Here is a 20,786-nt window from a genome sequence, read left to right on the forward strand (position 1 = left end):
TCGCTTCCATAGATTGCAGTGTTAAATTTTTTAAAAATGGCTAAAGAAATTAGTAAGGTAGTTAAACTACAAGTTAAGGGAGGTGCTGCGAACCCGTCGCCACCGGTTGGACCTGCTTTAGGAGCTGCTGGGGTTAATATCATGGAGTTTTGTAAGCAATTTAATGCTAGAACTCAGGATAAACCTGGCAAAATTTGTCCAGTGCAAATCACTGTGTACAAAGACAAATCATTTGATTTTGTTGTTAAGACTCCTCCAGCAGCAGTTCAGTTAATGGAAGCTGCAAAGCTAAAATCTGGTTCTGGTGAGCCTAATCGTAAAAAAGTAGCTAGCGTTACTTGGGAACAAATTAGAACTATTGCTGAAGACAAAATGCCAGACTTAAACGCTTTCACAATTGAGAAAGCAATGAGTATGGTTGCTGGAACAGCTAGATCTATGGGTATAACTGTATCAGGAGATGCTCCTTTTTAATTAAGAAAAAGACATGGCAAAATTAACAAAAAAGCAAAAAGAGGCTGCTTCAAAAATTGAAAAGAACAAATTATACTCTCTAAAAGATGCTGCGGCATTATTGAAAGTTGTTGCTTCTGCAAAATTTGATGAGTCTGTTGATATCGCAGTTCGTTTGGGTGTAGATCCAAGAAAAGCGAATCAAATGGTTAGAGGTGTGGTAACTTTACCTCACGGAACAGGAAAGGATGTTAAAGTATTAGCATTGGTTACTCCAGATAAAGAGGCTGAAGCAAGAGAAGCTGGAGCAGATCACGTTGGTCTTGATGATTACTTACAAAAAATTAAAGATGGTTGGACAGATGTTGATGTTATCATCACTATGCCAGCTGTTATGGGTAAATTAGGTCCATTAGGTCGTATTTTAGGACCTAGAGGTTTAATGCCAAACCCTAAAACAGGTACAGTAACTATGGATGTTGCTAAAGCTGTTCAAGAAGTTAAAGCTGGTAAAATTGACTTTAAAGTTGATAAAACTGGTATCGTTCACGCAGGAATCGGTAAAGTTTCTTTTGGAGCTGAGCAGATTGTTGACAACGCACACGAAATTATTCAAACATTAATAAAACTTAAACCAACTGCTGCTAAAGGTACATACATTAAAGGTATTCACCTTACAAGCACAATGAGTCCTGCTATTGCATTAGACCCAAAAGCAGTATAATTGGTAGTTAAAAATTTTTAGTATGACTAGAGAAGAAAAATCAATCGCGATTGAAAATTTAACTGCGCAGTTAGCTGGTACAAATATCATTTATGTATCTGATATTTCTGGTTTAAACGCAGAGACAACTTCAAGCTTACGTAGAGCTTGCTTTAAAGCAGGTATCAAATTAGAGGTTGTAAAGAACACTTTGCTTGCAAAAGCAATGGAAGCTTCTTCTAATGATTATGGTGATTTACCTACAGTTTTAACTGGTAACAGTGCTATCTTTATTTCTGATGTTGCTAACGCGCCTGGAAAAATTATCAAAGATTTCCGTAAGAAATCTGATAAACCAGTTTTAAAAGGAGCTTACATCAATTCTGAAGTATATATTGGGGATAACCAATTAGATGCATTAGCTACTATTAAATCTAAAGAAGAGCTTATTGGAGAAATCATTGGATTATTACAATCTCCAGCTCAAAGAATTATTTCTGCTTTACAAAACAAATTCGCAGGAAGCGAAGAAGGAGCAGAGTAATTTTGAATGTAAGGAAAGAAATTTTCTTACTGCTTAATTAGCGCACAATAAATAAATTATATTTTTTACAAAATCATTTTAAACGATAGAAAAAATGGCAGATTTGAAACAATTCGCAGAACAATTAGTTAACTTAACAGTTAAAGAAGTTAACGAATTAGCAACAATATTAAAAGACGAGTATGGTATCGAGCCTGCTGCTGCAGCTGTAGTAGTTGCTGCTGGTGGTGGAGATGGTGCTGCTGAAGAAGCACAAACTGAATTTACAGTTGTATTAAAAGAAGCTGGTGCTTCTAAATTAGCTGTTGTAAAATTAGTTAAAGAACTTACAGGTTTAGGTCTTAAAGAAGCTAAAGATGTAGTTGATGGTGCTCCAAGTACTGTTAAAGAAGGTGTTTCTAAAGAAGAGGCTGAAGGTCTTAAAAAATCATTAGAAGAAGCTGGAGCTGTTGTTGAGTTAAAATAACAAAACACAGTTTAGAACTAGGTTTAGACCTTGGATGTAAGCATCCAAGGGTCTAAACCATTTTTCGTATAATAAAATATATCAAGTTTTATTATCAAATAGTTTAAAATACGAAAAAGTTTTTGATCAATACGAAGAAAAAAAATAGAACTCCCTTTACTGGTTTATTTTTAAAGATGTATTGATTATAATAAGAAAGTATAGATTAAACAGTGTGTCTTACACAAAAAAAATTACTTTTTTTTAATCAAAATTTTGTCCATTGATGATAACAAATCAGACTGAAAGATTGAATTTTGCCTCTACAAAAAATATCCCTGATTATCCAGATTTCTTGGATGTTCAGGTTAAATCTTTTAAAGATTTCTTTCAATTAGAAACGAAATCTGACGAAAGAGGCAACGAAGGGTTATACAATACCTTCATGGAAAACTTTCCAATTACAGATACAAGAAACAACTTTGTATTGGAATTCCTAGATTATTTTGTTGATCCACCACGTTATACAATTCAAGAATGTATAGAGAGAGGTCTTACTTATAGTGTGCCTTTAAAAGCAAGGTTAAAACTATACTGTACAGATCCAGAACACGAAGATTTTGAAACAATTGTACAAGATGTTTATCTTGGAACAATTCCTTACATGACTCCTAGTGGTACTTTTGTTATTAATGGTGCCGAGCGTGTTGTAGTATCTCAATTACACCGTTCTCCAGGGGTTTTCTTTGGACAGTCATTCCACGCAAATGGAACTAAACTTTATTCTGCAAGAGTAATTCCTTTTAAAGGATCTTGGATAGAATTTTCTACTGATATCAACAGCGTTATGTACGCGTATATCGATAGAAAGAAAAAATTGCCTGTAACAACTTTATTCCGTGCTATCGGTTTCGAAAGAGATAAGGATATCCTTGAAATTTTTGACTTAGCTGAAGAAATTAAAGTTTCTAAAACAGGAATTAAGAAATATATTGGAAGAAGACTTGCTGCGCGTGTTTTGAACACTTGGCACGAGGATTTCGTAGACGAGGATACTGGAGAAGTAGTTTCTATCGAGCGTAACGAAATCATCCTTGATCGTGATACTATTATCGACAAAGATAATGTTGAAGAGATCATCGATTCTAACGTAAAATCTATTTTGTTGCACAAAGAGGATAACAATCAAGCAGATTATGCTATTATCCACAACACGTTACAAAAAGATCCAACAAACTCTGAAAAAGAAGCTGTAGAGCACATTTACCGTCAGTTACGTAACGCTGAACCGCCTGATGAGGAAACTGCTCGTGGTATTATAGATAAATTGTTCTTCTCTGATCAACGTTATAACTTAGGTGAAGTTGGTCGTTATAGAATGAATAAAAAATTAGATTTAGATATCCCTATGGATAAGCAAGTGCTTACTAAAGAGGATATTATTACAATCGTTAAATATTTGATCGAATTGATCAACTCTAAAGCAGAGATTGATGATATTGATCACTTGTCAAACCGTCGTGTTAGAACAGTTGGTGAACAATTGTCTCAACAATTCGGTGTTGGTTTAGCACGTATGGCTAGAACTATTCGTGAGAGAATGAACGTTAGAGATAACGAGGTGTTTACACCAATTGATTTGATTAATGCTAAAACATTATCATCAGTTATCAACTCTTTCTTTGGTACTAACCAGTTATCTCAATTTATGGATCAAACGAATCCATTAGCTGAGATTACGCACAAAAGAAGACTTTCTGCACTTGGACCAGGTGGACTTTCGAGAGAGAGAGCTGGTTTCGAGGTTCGTGACGTTCACTATACTCATTATGGTCGTTTATGTCCGATTGAAACTCCTGAGGGACCAAACATTGGTTTGATTTCATCTCTTGGTGTTTATGCAAAAGTAAACGGAATGGGATTCATCGAAACTCCATACCGTAAAGTAACTAATGGTGTAGTTGATTTAGAAAGCACTCCAATTTACTTAAGTGCTGAAGAAGAAGAAGGAAAAATGATTGCTCAGGCAAACATTGAAATGGACGAAACTGGTAAAATTACAGCTAGCAATGTAATTGCTCGTGAGGAAGGTGACTTCCCGGTTGTTGAGCCAAATGTAGTTCATTATACAGACGTTGCTCCTAACCAGATCGCTTCGATTTCTGCTTCATTGATTCCTTTCTTGGAGCATGATGATGCGAACCGTGCGTTGATGGGATCTAACATGATGCGTCAGGCAGTTCCTTTGATCCGTCCTGAAGCACCGATTGTTGGTACAGGTTTAGAGCGTCAGGTAGCTTCAGATTCAAGAGTATTAATCAATGCTGAAGGGCATGGTACTGTTGAGTATGTTGATGCTAACATCATTACTATTAAATACGATCGTACAGAAGACGAGAGAATGGTAAGTTTTGATGCTGATGAGAAAACGTACAACTTAATTAAATTTAGAAAAACCAATCAAGGTACAAGTATTAACTTGAAACCAATCGTAAGAAAAGGTGACAGAGTTATTCCTGGACAAGTATTATCAGAAGGATATGCTACTCAAAATGGAGAATTAGCTTTAGGTAGAAACTTAAAAGTTGCGTTCATGCCATGGAAAGGGTACAACTTCGAGGATGCGATTGTAATTTCTGAAAAAGTAGTTCGTGATGATATTTTTACATCTATCCACGTTGATGATTATTCATTAGAGGTTAGAGATACTAAGTTAGGAAACGAAGAGTTAACAAACGATATTCCTAACGTTTCTGAAGAAGCTACTAAAGATTTAGATGAAAACGGTATGATTAGAATTGGAGCAGAGGTTAAACCTGGCGACATTTTGATCGGAAAAATTACACCAAAAGGAGAATCAGATCCTACTCCGGAAGAGAAATTGCTTCGTGCAATCTTCGGAGATAAAGCAGGTGATGTAAAAGATGCTTCATTAAAAGCTTCTCCATCTTTACATGGTGTAGTTCTTGACAAAAAATTATTTGCAAGAGCCGTAAAAGATAAACGTAAACGTACTCAGGATAAAGATGCTTTAGGTGCTTTAGAAATGGAATTCGAAACTAAATTTGTTGAATTAAAAGACAGATTAGTTGAGAAATTATTCTTGATCGTTAACGGAAAAACATCTCAAGGTGTAATGAATGATTTGGGTGAAGAAGTTTTACCAAAAGGTAAAAAATATACTCAAAAAATGCTTTACGCAGTGGAAGATTTTGCTCACTTAAGCAAAGGTCAATGGGTTGCTGATGATGCTACTAATAAAATGGTAAATGATTTGATTCATAACTATAAAATTAAGCTGAACGACTTACAAGGGTCTTTAAGAAGAGAAAAATTCACTATTACAGTTGGAGATGAATTGCCATCTGGAATCTTGAAATTGGCTAAAATCTATATCGCTAAAAAACGTAAGTTAAAAGTTGGTGATAAAATGGCGGGACGTCACGGTAACAAAGGTATTGTTGCAAGAATCGTTCGTCATGAAGATATGCCATTCTTAGAAGATGGAACGCCAGTAGATATCGTATTGAATCCACTTGGGGTACCTTCACGTATGAACATTGGTCAGATTTATGAGACTGTTCTTGGATGGGCTGGTATGAACTTGGGTAGAAAATTTGCTACTCCAATTTTCGACGGTGCTTCTCTAGACGAAATCAATGCTTTGACTGATGAAGCTAACGTACCACGTTTCGGACATACATACCTTTATGATGGTGGAACTGGAGAGCGTTTTGCACAAAAAGCAACTGTGGGTGTAATTTACATGCTTAAATTAGGACACATGGTTGATGATAAGATGCACGCACGTTCTATCGGACCATACTCATTGATTACGCAACAACCACTTGGAGGTAAAGCTCAATTTGGAGGTCAGCGTTTTGGAGAGATGGAGGTTTGGGCACTTGAGGCTTATGGAGCTTCTAGTACGCTACGTGAAATCTTAACTGTTAAGTCTGATGACGTTATTGGTAGAGCTAAAACTTACGAAGCTATCGTTAAGGGTGAAACTATGCCAGAACCAGGTTTACCAGAATCATTCAATGTATTAATGCACGAACTGAAAGGTCTAGGATTAGATCTTCGTTTGGAAGAATAAATAAAAAGTTTCCAGTCACAGTCTCAGTATTCAGTTTAGCACTGAAAACTGGGACTGAGACTGTTTACTAAATGTTACAAGTTTTTAAAGATTTATACCCGTAAACCGTTCCGATTTTTTATAACAATGCAAGGCATTTTATAACTAGCACTTCAAATAAGAGTTTGAGGTTTAGAGAAGTAACCCGAGGTAGTAGCTGAATGATTAACTCTTTATTTTTTTAAGAGTGGATTATAAATCTAAATTCAATTTTTTAATTGCAAATAAATCAATAGTAAAAACTATGATGAATAACAGAAACAATAAAGATAAGAATCCAGTAAAAAGATTTAACAAAATTTCTATTGGATTGGCTTCACCAGAATCTATCTTGAAAGAATCAAGAGGAGAGGTTTTAAAGCCAGAAACTATTAACTATAGAACTCACAAACCAGAGCGTGACGGACTTTTCTGCGAAAGAATCTTCGGACCAGTAAAAGATTTCGAATGTGCTTGTGGTAAGTATAAAAGAATTCGTTACAAAGGTATCATCTGTGACCGTTGTGGTGTTGAAGTTACTGAGAAAAAAGTGCGTCGTGACAGAGTAGGACACATCAACCTTGTTGTGCCAATCGCTCACATCTGGTACTTCCGTTCTCTTCCAAACAAAATTGGTTATATCCTTGGTCTTCCATCTAAGAAATTAGATATGATCATTTACTACGAAAGATACGTAGTAATCCAAGCTGGTATCGCTAAAAATGCAGATGGAGAATCTTTACAAAGATTAGATTTCTTAACTGAAGAAGAATACTTAAACATTTTAGATACTCTTCCGCAAGAAAATCAATATTTAGATGATTTAGATCCAAATAAATTTGTTGCCAAAATGGGAGCAGAGTGTATTATGGATTTATTAGCTCGTATTGACCTAGATGCTTTATCTTATGAATTAAGACACAGCGCTAACAACGAGACTTCTAAACAAAGAAAAACTGAGGCTTTAAAAAGATTACAAGTTGTTGAGTCTTTCCGTGAGTCTAACGAAAACCGCGAAAACCGTCCAGAATGGATGATTATGAAAGTGGTTCCAGTTATCCCACCAGAATTACGTCCACTTGTTCCACTTGATGGAGGTCGTTTTGCAACTTCAGATTTGAACGACTTATACCGTCGTGTAATCATCCGTAACAACCGTTTGAAAAGATTAATGGAGATTAAAGCTCCAGAAGTTATCTTAAGAAACGAGAAACGTATGTTGCAAGAATCTGTAGATTCATTATTCGATAACACTCGTAAAGCTTCTGCTGTTAAAACAGAATCTAACAGACCATTAAAATCATTATCTGATTCATTAAAAGGTAAGCAAGGACGTTTCCGTCAAAACTTACTTGGAAAACGTGTGGATTATTCTGCTCGTTCGGTAATTGTCGTTGGTCCAGAGTTGAAATTATATGAGTGCGGATTGCCAAAAGATATGGCTTCTGAATTATACAAACCTTTCGTTATCCGTAAATTGATTGAAAGAGGTATTGTAAAAACGGTAAAATCTGCTAAGAAAATCATCGATAAAAAAGAGCCAGTAGTTTGGGATATCTTAGAAAACGTAATTAAAGGACACCCAGTATTACTGAACCGTGCTCCTACTTTGCACAGACTTGGTATTCAGGCTTTCCAGCCAAAATTAATTGAAGGAAAAGCGATTCAGTTACACCCATTAGTATGTACGGCATTCAACGCCGATTTCGATGGTGACCAGATGGCGGTTCACTTACCATTAGGGCCAGAGGCTATTTTAGAGGCGCAATTATTAATGTTGGCTTCTCACAATATCCTGAACCCTGCAAATGGTGCTCCAATTACGGTACCTTCTCAGGACATGGTCTTGGGTCTATACTATATGACCAAAGAGCGTATTTCTACAGAAGATCACAAAATTATTGGTCAAGATTTGACTTTCTATTCTGCTGAAGAAGTGAACATTGCATTAAACGAAGGAAGATTAGAATTGAATGCTCGTGTGAAAATTAGAGCAAAAGATTTTAATGACGCTGGAGAATTAGTGTATAAAATCATTCAAACAACTGCAGGACGTGTATTATTTAACGAAGTAGTACCTGAAGCAGCTGGATATATCAATGACGTATTGACTAAGAAAAACCTTAGAGATATTATCGGACACATTTTAAGTGTGACTGATGTACCTACAACGGCTGCTTTCTTGGATAATATGAAAGATATGGGTTATAAATTCGCATTTAGAGGAGGTTTATCATTCTCTTTAGGTGATATTAGAATTCCAGAACAAAAAACTAAGTTAATTGCAGATGCTAGAGAGCAGGTTGAAGGTATCTCAACTAACTATAATATGGGTCTTATCACAAATAACGAGCGTTACAACCAAGTTATTGACGTATGGACTTCAGCAAATGCTCAGTTAACAGAATTAGCAATGAAAAATATTAGAGAAGACCAACAAGGTTTCAACTCTGTATATATGATGCTTGACTCTGGGGCGAGGGGTTCTAAGGAACAGATTCGTCAGTTAACTGGTATGCGTGGTTTGATGGCTAAGCCTAAAAAATCTACTGCTGGTGGTGGTGAGATTATTGAAAACCCGATTCTTTCTAACTTTAAGGAAGGTCTTTCGATCCTTGAGTACTTCATTTCTACTCACGGTGCTCGTAAAGGTCTTGCGGATACGGCTCTTAAAACTGCCGATGCTGGTTACTTGACAAGAAGGCTTCATGACGTTTCTCAAGATGTTATTGTTAACATCGAAGATTGTGGAACTTTAAGAGGTGTTGAAGTTGCTGCATTGAAGAAAAATGAAGAAATCGTTGAATCTTTAGGAGAGAGAATTTTAGGACGTGTTGCATTGCAAGACGTTATCAATCCTCTTACTAATGAAGTAATGGTTCAATCTGGTCAACAAATTACTGAAGCAATTATGAGAACTATCGAAGCTTCTCCAATTGAAAAAGTAGAGGTTAGATCTCCATTAACTTGTGAGGCTTTAAAAGGTATTTGTGCTAAATGTTACGGTAGAAACTTAGCTACTGGTAAGATGACACAAAGAGGTGAAGCTGTCGGAGTTATTGCAGCTCAGTCTATTGGAGAGCCAGGTACACAGTTGACACTTCGTACGTTCCACGTTGGAGGGGTTGCTGGAGGTATCTCTGAAGAGTCTAGTATTGTTACAAGATTCGCAGGTAGACTTGAAATTGAAGATTTAAAAACAGTTAAAGGAGAAGACGGAGAAGGTAACTCTGTTGATATCGTTGTTTCACGTTCAACTGAGTTGAAATTAGTTGATGAGAAAACTGGAATTGTTTTAAATACACATAACATTCCTTACGGATCTAGTATTTTTGTTAATGATGGAGATACTGTTGCTAAAGGAACTGTAATCTGTAAATGGGATCCATATAACGGTGTAATTGTTTCTGAGTTTACTGGTAAAATTGCTTACGAGGATTTAGAGCAAGGACAATCGTTCATGGTTGAGATCGATGAGCAGACTGGTTTCCAAGAAAAAGTAATTTCTGAAGCTAGAAACAAAAAATTAATCCCAACTTTATTAGTTTATGGTAAAGAAGGTGAATTGATTCGTTCTTACAACTTACCAGTAGGTGCACACTTAATGGTTGAAAACGGTGAGAAAATTAAAGCAGGTAAAGTATTAGTAAAAATCCCACGTCGTTCTTCTAAAGCGGGCGATATCACGGGAGGTTTACCAAGAATTACCGAGTTGCTTGAGGCTCGTAACCCTTCAAACCCAGCAGTTGTATCTGAAATTGATGGTGTTGTTTCTTTTGGTAAAATTAAAAGAGGTAACCGTGAGATCGTTATCGAATCTAAATTTGGCGAGATTAAAAAGTATTTAGTTAAACTTTCTAGCCAAATCTTAGTACAAGAAAATGACTTTGTAAGAGCTGGAGTTCCATTGTCTGATGGTGCTATTACACCAGATGATATCTTAAGAATTCAAGGTCCAGCTGCTGTACAACAGTATTTGGTAAATGAAATTCAAGAGGTTTACCGTTTACAAGGGGTAAAAATTAATGATAAGCACTTTGAGGTTGTAATTCGTCAAATGATGCGTAAAGTAAGAGTTGAAGATCCAGGAGATACTTTATTCTTAGAAGACCAATTAATTCATACTAAAGACTTTATTGTTCAAAACGATAAATTATATGGTATGAAAGTGGTTGAAGATGCTGGAGATTCTTCAGTATTGAAACCGGGTCAGATTATTACGCCTCGTGAATTACGTGATGAAAATTCATTATTGAAACGTACAGATAAAAATCTTGTTGTAGCAAGAGACGTAATTACTGCAACTGCAACGCCAGTTCTTCAAGGTATTACAAGAGCTTCGTTACAAACTAAATCATTCATTTCTGCGGCTTCATTCCAGGAGACAACGAAAGTACTTAACGAAGCTGCAGTGGCTGGTAAAGTAGATGATCTAGAAGGATTAAAAGAAAATGTAATTGTTGGACACAGAATTCCTGCGGGAACTGGTATGAGAGAGTACGATAATACAATCGTAGGATCTAAAGACGATTACAACGAAATGATGGCAAATAAAGAAGAATACATTTATTAATTAGGAAACTATGAGTAATCCGAAACAACAACAAGAACAAATTAATATTGAGTTAGACGAAACGATTGCAGAAGGAATTTATTCTAATCTAGCGATAATCAATCACTCTTCATCAGAATTTGTTTTAGATTTTGTGAGCATTATGCCGGGTATTCCTAAAGCCAAGGTAAAGTCAAGAATTGTTTTGACACCGCAACATGCTAAAAGATTATTGCGAGCAATAGGTGAAAACATCCACAGATTTGAAGCCGCTCATGGCGAAATCAAAGAAACGGAGCAAGCGCCAATTCCGCTTAATTTTGGTCCAACTGGACAAGCATAAACTTTAAAAGCCCCTTTTTTCAAGGGGCTTTTTTTATAGGTATATTTTAAGAAAAATGTATTTAAACGGATTTAGCTTCGCTTTCATCGGCTATTTTTTTCTTTACAAGGATATTAATATACCTTAGTAGCTGTTCCTAATAAGAAGTTTCCAGAATAAATATATGATTTAGTAAGGTTGAATTAATTCGAATAAAAAAAAGCGCTAATATTAAATTAGCGCTTTTTTTTATTTTTATATGATCTCTTAATCAAATTCTGATGTAAAATATAATTTTACGGTTGGATATTTACTTTGTGTCATTTGAATAGTAAAATCAGAATCTGCTAAGAAAACTAGTTGTCCGTACTTATCGTGAGCAAGGAATTTTTGTTTGATACGTTTAAATTCTTTGAATTCCTCATTTTTTGCATCATCTGGTTTTACCCAACAAGCTTTATGTACAGGGAAATTTTCGTAAGTACATTTTGCGCCATATTCGTGCTCCAAACGATATTGAATAACTTCGTATTGAAGAGCTCCAACTGTTCCGATTACTTTTCGATTATTCATTTCTAAAGTAAATAACTGAGCGACACCTTCATCCATTAGCTGATCTACACCTTTTTCCAATTGTTTTGCTTTCATTGGATCGGCATTGTTAATGTATCTAAAATGCTCTGGAGAGAAACTTGGAATTCCTTTAAAGCTCATTATTTCTCCTTCTGTCAAAGTATCTCCAATTTTAAAGTTTCCAGTATCATGTAAACCAACAATATCTCCAGGATAAGAAATATCGACGATTTCTTTTTTCTCAGCAAAGAATGCATTCGGACTTGAGAATTTTAAATTTTTCTTTTGGCGAACGTGATAGTAAGGTTTGTTTCTTTCGAAAGTTCCAGAAACAATTTTAATAAATGCTAAACGGTCACGATGTTTCGGATCCATGTTAGCGTGGATTTTGAAAACAAATCCAGACATTTTTTCTTCTGCTGGATCAACCAAACGAGTTTCAGAGTCTTTTGGTCTTGGAGAAGGAGCAATTGTGATAAAACAATCTAGCAACTCACGAACTCCAAAATTATTTAAAGCAGAACCAAAGAATACTGGCTGGATTTTTCCATCCAAATAATCCTGACGTTCAAATTTTGGATAAACTTCATCAATCAATTCTAATTCTTCACGAAGTTTATTAGCCGCTTTTTCTCCCACAATTTTATCTAATTCTGGATTGTTTTGTACATCAGAAAAAGCAATTGTTTCTTCGATATTTTTTCGGCTGTCTCCACTAAAAAGATTGATGTTTTCTTCCCACAAGTTGTAAATTCCCTGAAAATCATAACCCATTCCGATTGGGAAACTTAATGGAGTAACTTTTAAACCTAACTTTTGTTCAACTTCATCCATTAGGTCAAAAGCATCTTTACCTTCACGATCTAATTTGTTGATGAAAACAATCATCGGAATGTTACGCATTCTACAAACTGCAACTAATTTCTCCGTTTGTTCTTCGACTCCTTTTGCAACGTCAATAACAACAATTACGCTATCAACGGCAGTTAAAGTTCTAAATGTATCTTCGGCAAAATCCTTGTGTCCAGGAGTATCAAGGATGTTGATTTTTTTATCTTTATAATTAAAAGCAAGCACAGAAGTCGAAACCGAAATACCTCTTTGGCGTTCGATTTCCATAAAATCACTCGTTGCTCCTTTTTTAATTTTATTATTTTTTACAGCTCCTGCTTCCTGAATAGCTCCTCCAAACAGCAATAATTTTTCTGTTAAAGTTGTTTTACCGGCATCGGGATGCGAGATAATTCCAAATGTTCTTCTGCGTTGTATTTCTTTTAAAAAGCTCATATTTCGTATAAATAGGTTGCAAAAATACTATTAATTACGGCTTAATAAAAATATTCACTTCTTAATTTGAAAGAGATAGTTTTCTAATAGGCTGTTTCTCGAAAAAAGTAAGGCTGTCATAAATAACAGCCTTAGAATAGCCATTTTAAATTACTGATTAATTGACCAAATTGAATGTCCTTTTGGAGGACATTGTATTTTTACCCACTTATCTGCTTGAGTAGTCGGATACCAGGTTGAATTTCCTGTAAAATCTTTAATTTGTGTATTTGCCCAATTGGTCTGAATCCATCTTTCTTGCCAAACATCAGAGTTGTTGATATAAACTACTAAACCTGGATTTCCGTTGTATCCGTTTCTTCTTGCAACGTATTCATCATTGTCAGAATATAAAATAGAAGTTGTTCCAGTCGCTTTATTATTGTGAATCCAAATCAGATTATTCAATTTATTTTTATCTAGCCATTCTTCGTAATCTCTATAGAAAATTGTTGGATAGCCTTCGTGAGTTAATATATAGGAGTAAGCTAGCATCTTGCTCCAAATTTCGTCAGTGTCATGATTGGTTACAAAAGTTACTGCTTTGTACGGATTGCGTTTCCACATCATGTCATCATTTAACAGCGCAAGATTATTTCCATCAAAAGCATCATTCATTTTATAATAACATGCAAAATCAAATACAGAACTATTAGCAGCGTTTGCCCAGTCATTTAACACATTTACATTCGAGTCCCACAATTCTCCAACAGAAAATCCACCAACATTTGCATTCCACGCATTTACAACCCACGCACCGAAACCTTTCACATAGTCAAATCTCCAGCCGTCAAATTTCATGGTGTTTTTATAATATTTACCAACTCCATCTGCACGAAGCCATAGCCAGTCTTTTACATAAGGATCTGCGTGGCATAAATCTGGAAATCCTCCAAACGAACCTTCATCATTATTGCCAAAACTATTTTTGTAAAAATTAGCATAAGTTCGTTTAAATTTTCCCGAAGCAATTCCATTAAAATTAGTCCAGGTATTTGTTCCCGTAAACGGATTTGCTTCTGATTGTCCACCGCTATTATGATTAATTACAATATCGGCATACACTTTAATATTTTGAGCATGAGCATTTGTAATCAAACTTACCAATTCGCTTTTTGATCCAAATCTAGTTTCAATAGTTCCGTTCTGATTGTAATCTCCAAAATCAAAATAATCAGTTGGATCGTAACCCATTGAAAATGCTCCGTTTTGTGCTTTTGAAGCAGGCGGAAGCCAGATAGAACCAATTCCAGCATTTCCCCAAGCGATTACTTTACTGCTAACAGTATTCCACCAATTTCCTCCAGCAGGAACATCCCAATAAAATGCCTGCATCATGACACCGCCACCTGGATTATCAACATATTTTCCAGTTGAAGAAGAATTAGAAATTCCAGTGCTAAAAGGTTTTCCGTCGTGATGCGTAACATCAATAATTTTAAATTGCTGACTTTCAGCTTTTGAATCAGATTCACTAATTTCATTTGTAGAACACGAATACAATAATCCCGTAAATGCCGCAATTAGGCATAACTTTAAAATAGGTTTTTTCATAATAGATTGTGGTTTAGTTAAATAGTTTCTTTTTATAATTGTCAATTTTAAAGCTTTAAAAAGCAAAAATCATCATTTTTAAAAGCAAAAATTATCAATTACTCATCTAAAGTAGACTTTTTTTGATTTAATTATATTTTGTAAGAAAATATTATATTACGAAAACGTTGTAGTGTCGAGAACTTTTTTATAGAAGTCTTATAACGAGGTTTTTATTGAGTTTTTAAAACAATTCTGATTCATAATTTACGAATTGTTTTTAATGGTGTTTAAAGACAGAAAAACAATTAATGAAAATAGGATTTAAATGCTATCCTATAATTTTTTGTTAATAGTATATCGGATAGTTGTATTATGTAATTGAATTGTTATTTTTGTTCGTTATAAGTTAAGACAGAACTATACTAATTATTTATGTTTCAGGAAGTATTTCGGAAATTATAAATAACTTTGGCGAGTTATCTAAAGCAGGCTTTACATTCAAATAAAATTTAAAATAATGTTATTAAAAAAATTACAGCTAAAAACAATTGATTACAAGTTTGTTCTAACAGTTTGTTTTTTTCTTTTTTTTGCTCCAATTGTTGCAGCTCAAGAAATAATTCCTGATGTCGTTGCTGAGAAACCTGCTGAAAAACCTTCGGGAGGAAAATTGAAAATAGATGGAATTATTGCTACGGTAGGAGATTATATCGTATTGGATTCTGATATTGATAAAGGATTTTTAGAAATTACTACACAAGGAGGATCTGTTAAAGATATTACAAGATGCCAAATGCTTGGGAAACTTCTGGAAGATAAATTATATGCGCACCAAGCCATTCAGGATAGTATTATTGTGAGTGATGCCGAAGTAAGAGGTATGATGGAAGAGCGTCTTAATTATATGACACAGCAAGTTGGTGGTGACATTAACAAAGTTGTTGAGTACTATAAAAAAAGTTCTGTAGAAGAATTCAAAACCTATTTTGCTGATATCCTGAAAGAGCAAAAATTAGCATCAGAAATGAGAGACAAGATCGTTAAAGATGTTGAAATTACTCCAGAAGAGGTGCGTAATTTCTTTAAGAAAATTCCAAAAGATGAATTGCCAACTTTTGGTGCAGAAATGGAAGTAGCACAAATTGTTGTAGAGCCGAAGGTTTCTAAGGAAGATAAGCAAAAAGTAATTGATAGATTAAACGCAATAAAACAAGAAGTATTAGACGGATCGAGTTTTGCTACGAAAGCTGTTTTATATTCTCAAGATCCTGGATCTTCTCCAAATGGGGGTTACTATAAAATGAATAGAAAAACCGCCTTTATAAAAGAATTTAAAGACGTTGCTTTCAGTTTGCAGGCAGGTGAAATTTCTGCTCCTTTTGAAACAATTTATGGATTTCATATTATTATGGTAGAGAAAATCAAAGGACAAGAAATTGAACTTCGCCATATTTTGATTTCGCCAACTGTTTCTGAAGCAGCCTTAAAAGAAGCTAAAGAAAGAATTACTAACATTAGAAATAAAATTGTTGGAAACGAATTATCATTTGCAGATGCTGCTAGAACAGAATCTGATGAAAAAGAAACAAGAGCAAATGGAGGAACTTTAATGAATCCTACAACTCAAGATACTCGTTTTGAATTGACAAAAATGGATCCAACTTTATACAGTCAAGTTTCTAATTTAAAAGGAAATGAGGTTTCTCAACCACTTTTAAATACTGACGATAAAGGTAAAAAAACGTATAAATTGATTACTGTTACAAACAGAATTGAAGATCATACTGCTGACTACGCTAAGGATTATACCAAAATTAAAGAATTAGCATTAAAAGAAAAGCAGATTAATGCAATCGCAAAATGGTTTGATACTAAAATTAAAGATACTTATATCAAAATTGTTGGAGAGTATAAAGAATGTGCTTTTGCAAACAACTGGTTAAAAAAATAATTTTTATTAAATAAATAAAAAGAGTTAGTTTTATGAATTCGTAAAGCTAACTCTTTTTAATTTAAAATATATTCATAAATGTCTGACGTAACAGCAATTCACAATTTAGTTCAAAAAAGAAATGAGCTAAAAAACGAAATAGCGAAAATAATTGTAGGGCAAGATGCCGTTGTAGATCAAATTTTACTTTGTATATTTTCTGGAGGACACGCACTTTTGATTGGAGTTCCAGGTTTGGCAAAAACCTTAATGATAAATACTTTGTCTCAAGCTTTGGGATTAGATTTTAAAAGAATTCAGTTTACGCCAGATTTGATGCCTTCTGATATTTTAGGAAGCGAAATTTTGGATGAAAATAGAAACTTCAAGTTTATTAAAGGTCCGATTTTTTCTAATATTATTTTGGCTGACGAGATAAATAGAACGCCGCCAAAAACACAAGCCGCTTTATTGGAAGCGATGCAAGAAAGATCGGTGACTATTGCAGGACAGCATCATAAACTAGATTTGCCTTATTTTGTTTTGGCAACACAAAACCCAATAGAGCAAGAAGGCACTTATCCTTTGCCAGAAGCGCAGCTAGATCGTTTTATGTTTGCAATTAAATTAGAATATCCAACTTTTGAGGAAGAAGTTCAAGTAGTTAAAAGAACTACTTCGGATGTTAAAACGGTAATTAATCCTTTGTTTAATGCTCAGGAAATTATCGATTTTCAGCATTTAATTCGCAGAATTCCTGTTGCAGATAATGTTATAGAATACGCTGTAACTTTAGTTAGCAAAACAAGACCCGATAATTCATTGTCAAATGATTTTGTAAAAAACTATTTAGATTGGGGAGCAGGACCTAGGGCTTCGCAAAACTTAATTTTAGCTGCCAAAGCCCATGCCGCTTTTAATGGAAAGTTTTCTCCTGATATTGAAGATGTAAAAGCTGTTGCAACTGGAATTTTAAGACACAGAATTATCAAAAACTATAAAGCAGATGCGGAAGGAATAACGGAAGAAGTTATCATTCAAAAACTGCTTTAAAAATAAAATGCATTGATAAAAATCCTGATAATTATTATCAGGATTTTTGTTTTTTAGGAAATGGGAAAATCTTCTCATAACGACGTTTTAAATCTCAACTATAACGTTATAATTGCTTATTTAGAAAGGTTCTTAGCGAAAATAGAGGTAAAATCTCACTTACAATATAACATTGAATTTCGACTTTGTTAAAGAAAAGATTTTTAAATGTTAATAATTCATTATTTTAATATAAAACTGAATTTTTGGCAAAAACAAGCAGTGAAAATCGTTTTTTAGCAATAATAATTTTTGAAAAGCGGACTTCTATTATATTTTTTTTAATTATCGGGTTTAATGCTTAAATTTGCCTCAAAAAAATAAATCCGCTTTTATTATGAATATTTATCAGGATTACATTCAAGAAATTGAAGAAAGAAAAAATCAAGGGTTACACCCTAAACCAATTGATGGAGCTGAATTATTAAGCGAAATCATTGCTCAAATTAAAGATGCAGATAACGCACATCGCGAAGACTCTCTTAAGTTTTTTATTTACAATACATTACCTGGTACAACAAGCGCTGCAGGTGAAAAAGCTAAATTTTTAAAAGAAATTATTCTTGGTCAATCAGTAGTAAAAGAAATTACTCCAGCTTTTGCTTTTGAGTTGCTTTCTCACATGAAAGGTGGACCATCAATCGAAGTATTACTTGATTTAGCTTTAGGCTATGATGCAGCTATCGCAAAAGAAGCGGCTAAAGTATTAAAAACACAAGTTTTCCTTTACGAAGCAGATACAGATCGTTTGGTAGAGGCATTCAAAAATGATAATGCAATTGCAAAAGAAATCCTTGAAAGTTATGCTCAAGCTGAGTTTTTTACAAAACTTCCAGCTGTAGCTGACGAAATTAAGGTAGTTACTTTTATTGCAGGTGAAGGTGATATCTCTACAGATTTACTTTCTCCAGGTAATCAAGCGCACTCTCGTTCAGATCGTGAGCTTCATGGTCAGTGTATGATTACTCCTCAAGCACAACAAGAAATTAAAGCATTACAAGCACAACACCCAGATAAAAGTGTGATGCTGATAGCTGAAAAAGGAACAATGGGAGTTGGTTCTTCTAGAATGTCAGGTGTAAACAACGTGGCACTTTGGACAGGAAAACAAGCTAGTCCATATATTCCATTCGTTAATATTGCTCCAATTGTTGGAGGAACAAACGGAATTTCTCCAATTTTCTTAACAACTGTAGACGTTACTGGTGGTATTGGTTTAGACCTTAAAAACTGGGTTAAAAAAGTAGATGCGGAAGGTAATGTTATTCGTAATGAAAATGACGAACCAATTTTAGAGCAAACATATTCTGTTGCTACAGGAACGGTTCTTACAATAAATATTAAAGAGAAAAAACTTTACAATGGAGATCAGGAATTGATTGATATTTCTAAAGCATTTACTCCGCAAAAAATGGAATTTATCAAAGCTGGTGGTTCTTACGCTATCGTATTTGGTAAAAAACTTCAAACATTAGCGGCGAAAGTTTTAAATGTTGAAGCTCCGCTTGTATACGCTCCATCAAAAGAAGTTTCTCATGAAGGACAAGGTCTTACTGCAGTAGAAAAAATCTTCAACAAAAATGCAGTTGGTATTGCTCCAGGTAAAGTATTGCATGCTGGTTCTGATGTTCGTGTAGAAGTAAACATTGTAGGTTCTCAAGATACTACAGGTCTTATGACTGCTCAGGAATTAGAATCTATGGCGGCTACGGTTATTTCTCCAATTGTTGACGGTGCTTACCAATCTGGTTGTCACACTGCTTCGGTTTGGGATAAAAAGGCACAAGCGAACATTCCAAAATTGATGAAATTTATGAACGATTTCGGATTAATCACAGCTCGTGACCCGAAAGGTGTTTATCATTCAATGACGGATGTAATCCACAAAGTACTTAACGATATTACTATCGATGAGTGGGCTATCATTATTGGTGGTGACTCTCATACGAGAATGTCAAAAGGTGTTGCTTTTGGTGCTGATTCAGGAACTGTTGCTCTTGCATTGGCTACTGGAGAGGCTTCAATGCCAATTCCAGAATCTGTAAAAGTTACTTTCAAAGGAGATATGAAAGGTTACATGGATTTCCGTGATGTGGTTCATGCTACTCAAGCGCAAATGCTTCACCAATTTGGAGGAGAAAATGTTTTCCAAGGAAGAATTATCGAGGTTCACATTGGAACATTAACTGCTGATCAGGCGTTTACATTTACTGACTGGACTGCAGAGATGAAAGCAAAAGCTTCTATCTGTATTTCTGAAGATGATACTTTAATCGAATCATTGGAAATTGCAAAAGGCAGAATCCAGATTATGATCGATAAAGGAATGGATAACGATAAACACGTTCTTCAAGGATTAATCAACAAAGCAGATAAGAGAATTGCTGAGATTAAATCTGCTGAAAAACCAGCTTTAACTCCAGACGCAAATGCTAAATATTATGCAGAAGTTGTAGTTGATTTGGATCAGATTGCTGAGCCAATGATCGCCGATCCAGATGTAAATAACGTTGATGTTTCTAAACGATATACTCACGATACAATCAGACCTTTATCTTTCTACGGAGGAGATAAAAAAGTAGATCTTGGATTTATCGGATCTTGTATGGTTCACAAAGGAGATATGAAAATCCTTGCTCAAATGTTGAAAAATGTTGAAGCACAAACAGGTAAAGTAGAATTTAAAGCTCCGCTAGTTGTGGCTCCACCTACATATAATATTGTAGATGAATTGAAAGCAGAAGGTGATTGGGAAGTTTTACAAAAATACTCAGGTTTCGAATTTGATGATAACGCTCCAAAAGGCGCTGCTCGTACAGAATATGAAAATATGTTGTATTTAGAGCGTCCAGGATGTAACCTTTGTATGGGTAACCAAGAAAAAGCAGCTAAAGGAGATACAGTAATGGCAACATCTACTCGTCTTTTCCAAGGAAGAGTTGTTGAGGATAAAGAAGGTAAAAAAGGAGAATCTCTTCTTTCTTCTACTCCAGTTGTGGTATTGTCTACAATTTTAGGTAGAACTCCTACTATTGAAGAATATACTGCTGCAGTTGATGGTATTAACTTAACTAAGTTTGCACCTTCTAACAAGCAATTAGTTATGTAATCTTACGATTATTAATATTTCAAAGCCCGAGCGATAAACTCGGGCTTTTTCTTTTATAGCTGTTCATTTTTTTGTAACTTGTCA

At 34.7% G+C, this 20,786-nt stretch carries 12 protein-coding genes; 10 read left to right on the top strand and 2 right to left on the bottom strand.

The features are described from left to right. Positions 1-36: 36 nt before the first annotated feature. The 7 genes from rplK (at position 37) to NYQ10_RS09285 (ending at position 11,157) form a co-directional block, all read left to right on the top strand. On the top strand, positions 37-474 hold the full coding sequence (gene rplK / locus NYQ10_RS09255; RefSeq protein WP_008466923.1) for a 50S ribosomal protein L11: 438 nt from the start codon (positions 37-39) through the stop codon (positions 472-474). Between the two features lie 13 nt (positions 475-487). Continuing rightward, positions 488-1,177 (top strand): 50S ribosomal protein L1, encoded by a 690-nt coding sequence (gene rplA / locus NYQ10_RS09260; RefSeq protein ID WP_012024013.1) that lies wholly within the window; start codon positions 488-490, stop codon positions 1,175-1,177. 22 nt (positions 1,178-1,199) lie between these two features. Then, positions 1,200-1,700, top strand: a complete 501-nt coding sequence (gene rplJ, locus NYQ10_RS09265) for a 50S ribosomal protein L10 (protein ID WP_276174947.1) — start codon at positions 1,200-1,202, stop codon at positions 1,698-1,700. A 94-nt stretch (positions 1,701-1,794) separates the two neighbouring features. Next, positions 1,795-2,166, top strand: coding sequence for a 50S ribosomal protein L7/L12 (gene rplL, locus NYQ10_RS09270; RefSeq protein WP_276174946.1), 372 nt, complete (start codon positions 1,795-1,797; stop codon positions 2,164-2,166). Between the two features lie 265 nt (positions 2,167-2,431). Next, positions 2,432-6,244 carry a DNA-directed RNA polymerase subunit beta gene (rpoB, locus tag NYQ10_RS09275; protein WP_289880213.1) on the top strand — a complete coding sequence of 1,271 codons (3,813 nt, stop codon included), beginning with the start codon at positions 2,432-2,434 and terminating at the stop codon, positions 6,242-6,244. Positions 6,245-6,527: 283 nt separating this feature from the next. Then, positions 6,528-10,835: a DNA-directed RNA polymerase subunit beta' gene (gene rpoC, locus NYQ10_RS09280; RefSeq protein WP_289880215.1), complete on the top strand. Its 4,308-nt coding sequence runs from the start codon at positions 6,528-6,530 to the stop codon at positions 10,833-10,835. Positions 10,836-10,845: 10 nt separating this feature from the next. After that, the gene (locus tag NYQ10_RS09285) at positions 10,846-11,157 is read left to right on the top strand and encodes a DUF3467 domain-containing protein (RefSeq protein ID WP_109192123.1); all 312 of its coding nucleotides are present in this window, start codon (positions 10,846-10,848) and stop codon (positions 11,155-11,157) included. A 246-nt stretch (positions 11,158-11,403) separates the two neighbouring features. Here the strand turns inward: NYQ10_RS09285 and NYQ10_RS09290 are convergent, their stop codons facing one another. Together NYQ10_RS09290 and NYQ10_RS09295 are read right to left on the bottom strand one after the other, a co-directional pair. Further along, positions 11,404-12,996: a peptide chain release factor 3 gene (locus NYQ10_RS09290; protein ID WP_289880217.1), complete on the bottom strand. Its 1,593-nt coding sequence runs from the start codon at positions 12,994-12,996 to the stop codon at positions 11,404-11,406. 150 nt (positions 12,997-13,146) lie between these two features. Continuing rightward, on the bottom strand, positions 13,147-14,589 hold the full coding sequence (locus NYQ10_RS09295) for an alpha-amylase (protein WP_289880220.1): 1,443 nt from the start codon (positions 14,587-14,589) through the stop codon (positions 13,147-13,149). Between the two features lie 499 nt (positions 14,590-15,088). Here NYQ10_RS09295 and NYQ10_RS09300 point away from each other — a divergent pair, with 499 nt between their 5' ends. The 3 genes from NYQ10_RS09300 to NYQ10_RS09310 all read left to right on the top strand — a co-directional run bounded on the left by NYQ10_RS09300 (position 15,089) and on the right by NYQ10_RS09310 (position 20,702). Further along, entirely contained in the window at positions 15,089-16,522 is a 1,434-nt protein-coding gene (locus NYQ10_RS09300; protein WP_289880221.1) for a peptidylprolyl isomerase, read from the top strand. 78 nt (positions 16,523-16,600) lie between these two features. After that, positions 16,601-17,554, top strand: a complete 954-nt coding sequence (locus NYQ10_RS09305; protein ID WP_276174940.1) for an AAA family ATPase — start codon at positions 16,601-16,603, stop codon at positions 17,552-17,554. Between the two features lie 376 nt (positions 17,555-17,930). Further along, the gene (locus NYQ10_RS09310) at positions 17,931-20,702 is read left to right on the top strand and encodes a bifunctional aconitate hydratase 2/2-methylisocitrate dehydratase (protein WP_289880224.1); all 2,772 of its coding nucleotides are present in this window, start codon (positions 17,931-17,933) and stop codon (positions 20,700-20,702) included. The last annotated feature ends 84 nt before the right edge of the window (positions 20,703-20,786 follow it).

Origin of the sequence: Flavobacterium johnsoniae, assembly GCF_030388325.1 — a bacterium.
Classification (GTDB): domain Bacteria; phylum Bacteroidota; class Bacteroidia; order Flavobacteriales; family Flavobacteriaceae; genus Flavobacterium; species Flavobacterium johnsoniae_C.

What these genes read in the sequence shown, in the direction of transcription:
- NYQ10_RS09305 (WP_276174940.1), top strand. Translation starts at nt 16,601, where the DNA reads ATGTCTGACGTAACAGCAATTCACAATTTAGTTCAAAAAAGAAATGAG.
- NYQ10_RS09295 (WP_289880220.1), bottom strand. Translation starts at nt 14,589, where the DNA reads ATGAAAAAACCTATTTTAAAGTTATGCCTAATTGCGGCATTTACGGGA.
- rplA (WP_012024013.1), top strand. Translation starts at nt 488, where the DNA reads ATGGCAAAATTAACAAAAAAGCAAAAAGAGGCTGCTTCAAAAATTGAA.
- rplK (WP_008466923.1), top strand. Translation starts at nt 37, where the DNA reads ATGGCTAAAGAAATTAGTAAGGTAGTTAAACTACAAGTTAAGGGAGGT.
- rplL (WP_276174946.1), top strand. Translation starts at nt 1,795, where the DNA reads ATGGCAGATTTGAAACAATTCGCAGAACAATTAGTTAACTTAACAGTT.
- rpoB (WP_289880213.1), top strand. Translation starts at nt 2,432, where the DNA reads ATGATAACAAATCAGACTGAAAGATTGAATTTTGCCTCTACAAAAAAT.
- NYQ10_RS09300 (WP_289880221.1), top strand. Translation starts at nt 15,089, where the DNA reads ATGTTATTAAAAAAATTACAGCTAAAAACAATTGATTACAAGTTTGTT.
- rplJ (WP_276174947.1), top strand. Translation starts at nt 1,200, where the DNA reads ATGACTAGAGAAGAAAAATCAATCGCGATTGAAAATTTAACTGCGCAG.
- NYQ10_RS09285 (WP_109192123.1), top strand. Translation starts at nt 10,846, where the DNA reads ATGAGTAATCCGAAACAACAACAAGAACAAATTAATATTGAGTTAGAC.
- NYQ10_RS09310 (WP_289880224.1), top strand. Translation starts at nt 17,931, where the DNA reads ATGAATATTTATCAGGATTACATTCAAGAAATTGAAGAAAGAAAAAAT.
- rpoC (WP_289880215.1), top strand. Translation starts at nt 6,528, where the DNA reads ATGATGAATAACAGAAACAATAAAGATAAGAATCCAGTAAAAAGATTT.
- NYQ10_RS09290 (WP_289880217.1), bottom strand. Translation starts at nt 12,996, where the DNA reads ATGAGCTTTTTAAAAGAAATACAACGCAGAAGAACATTTGGAATTATC.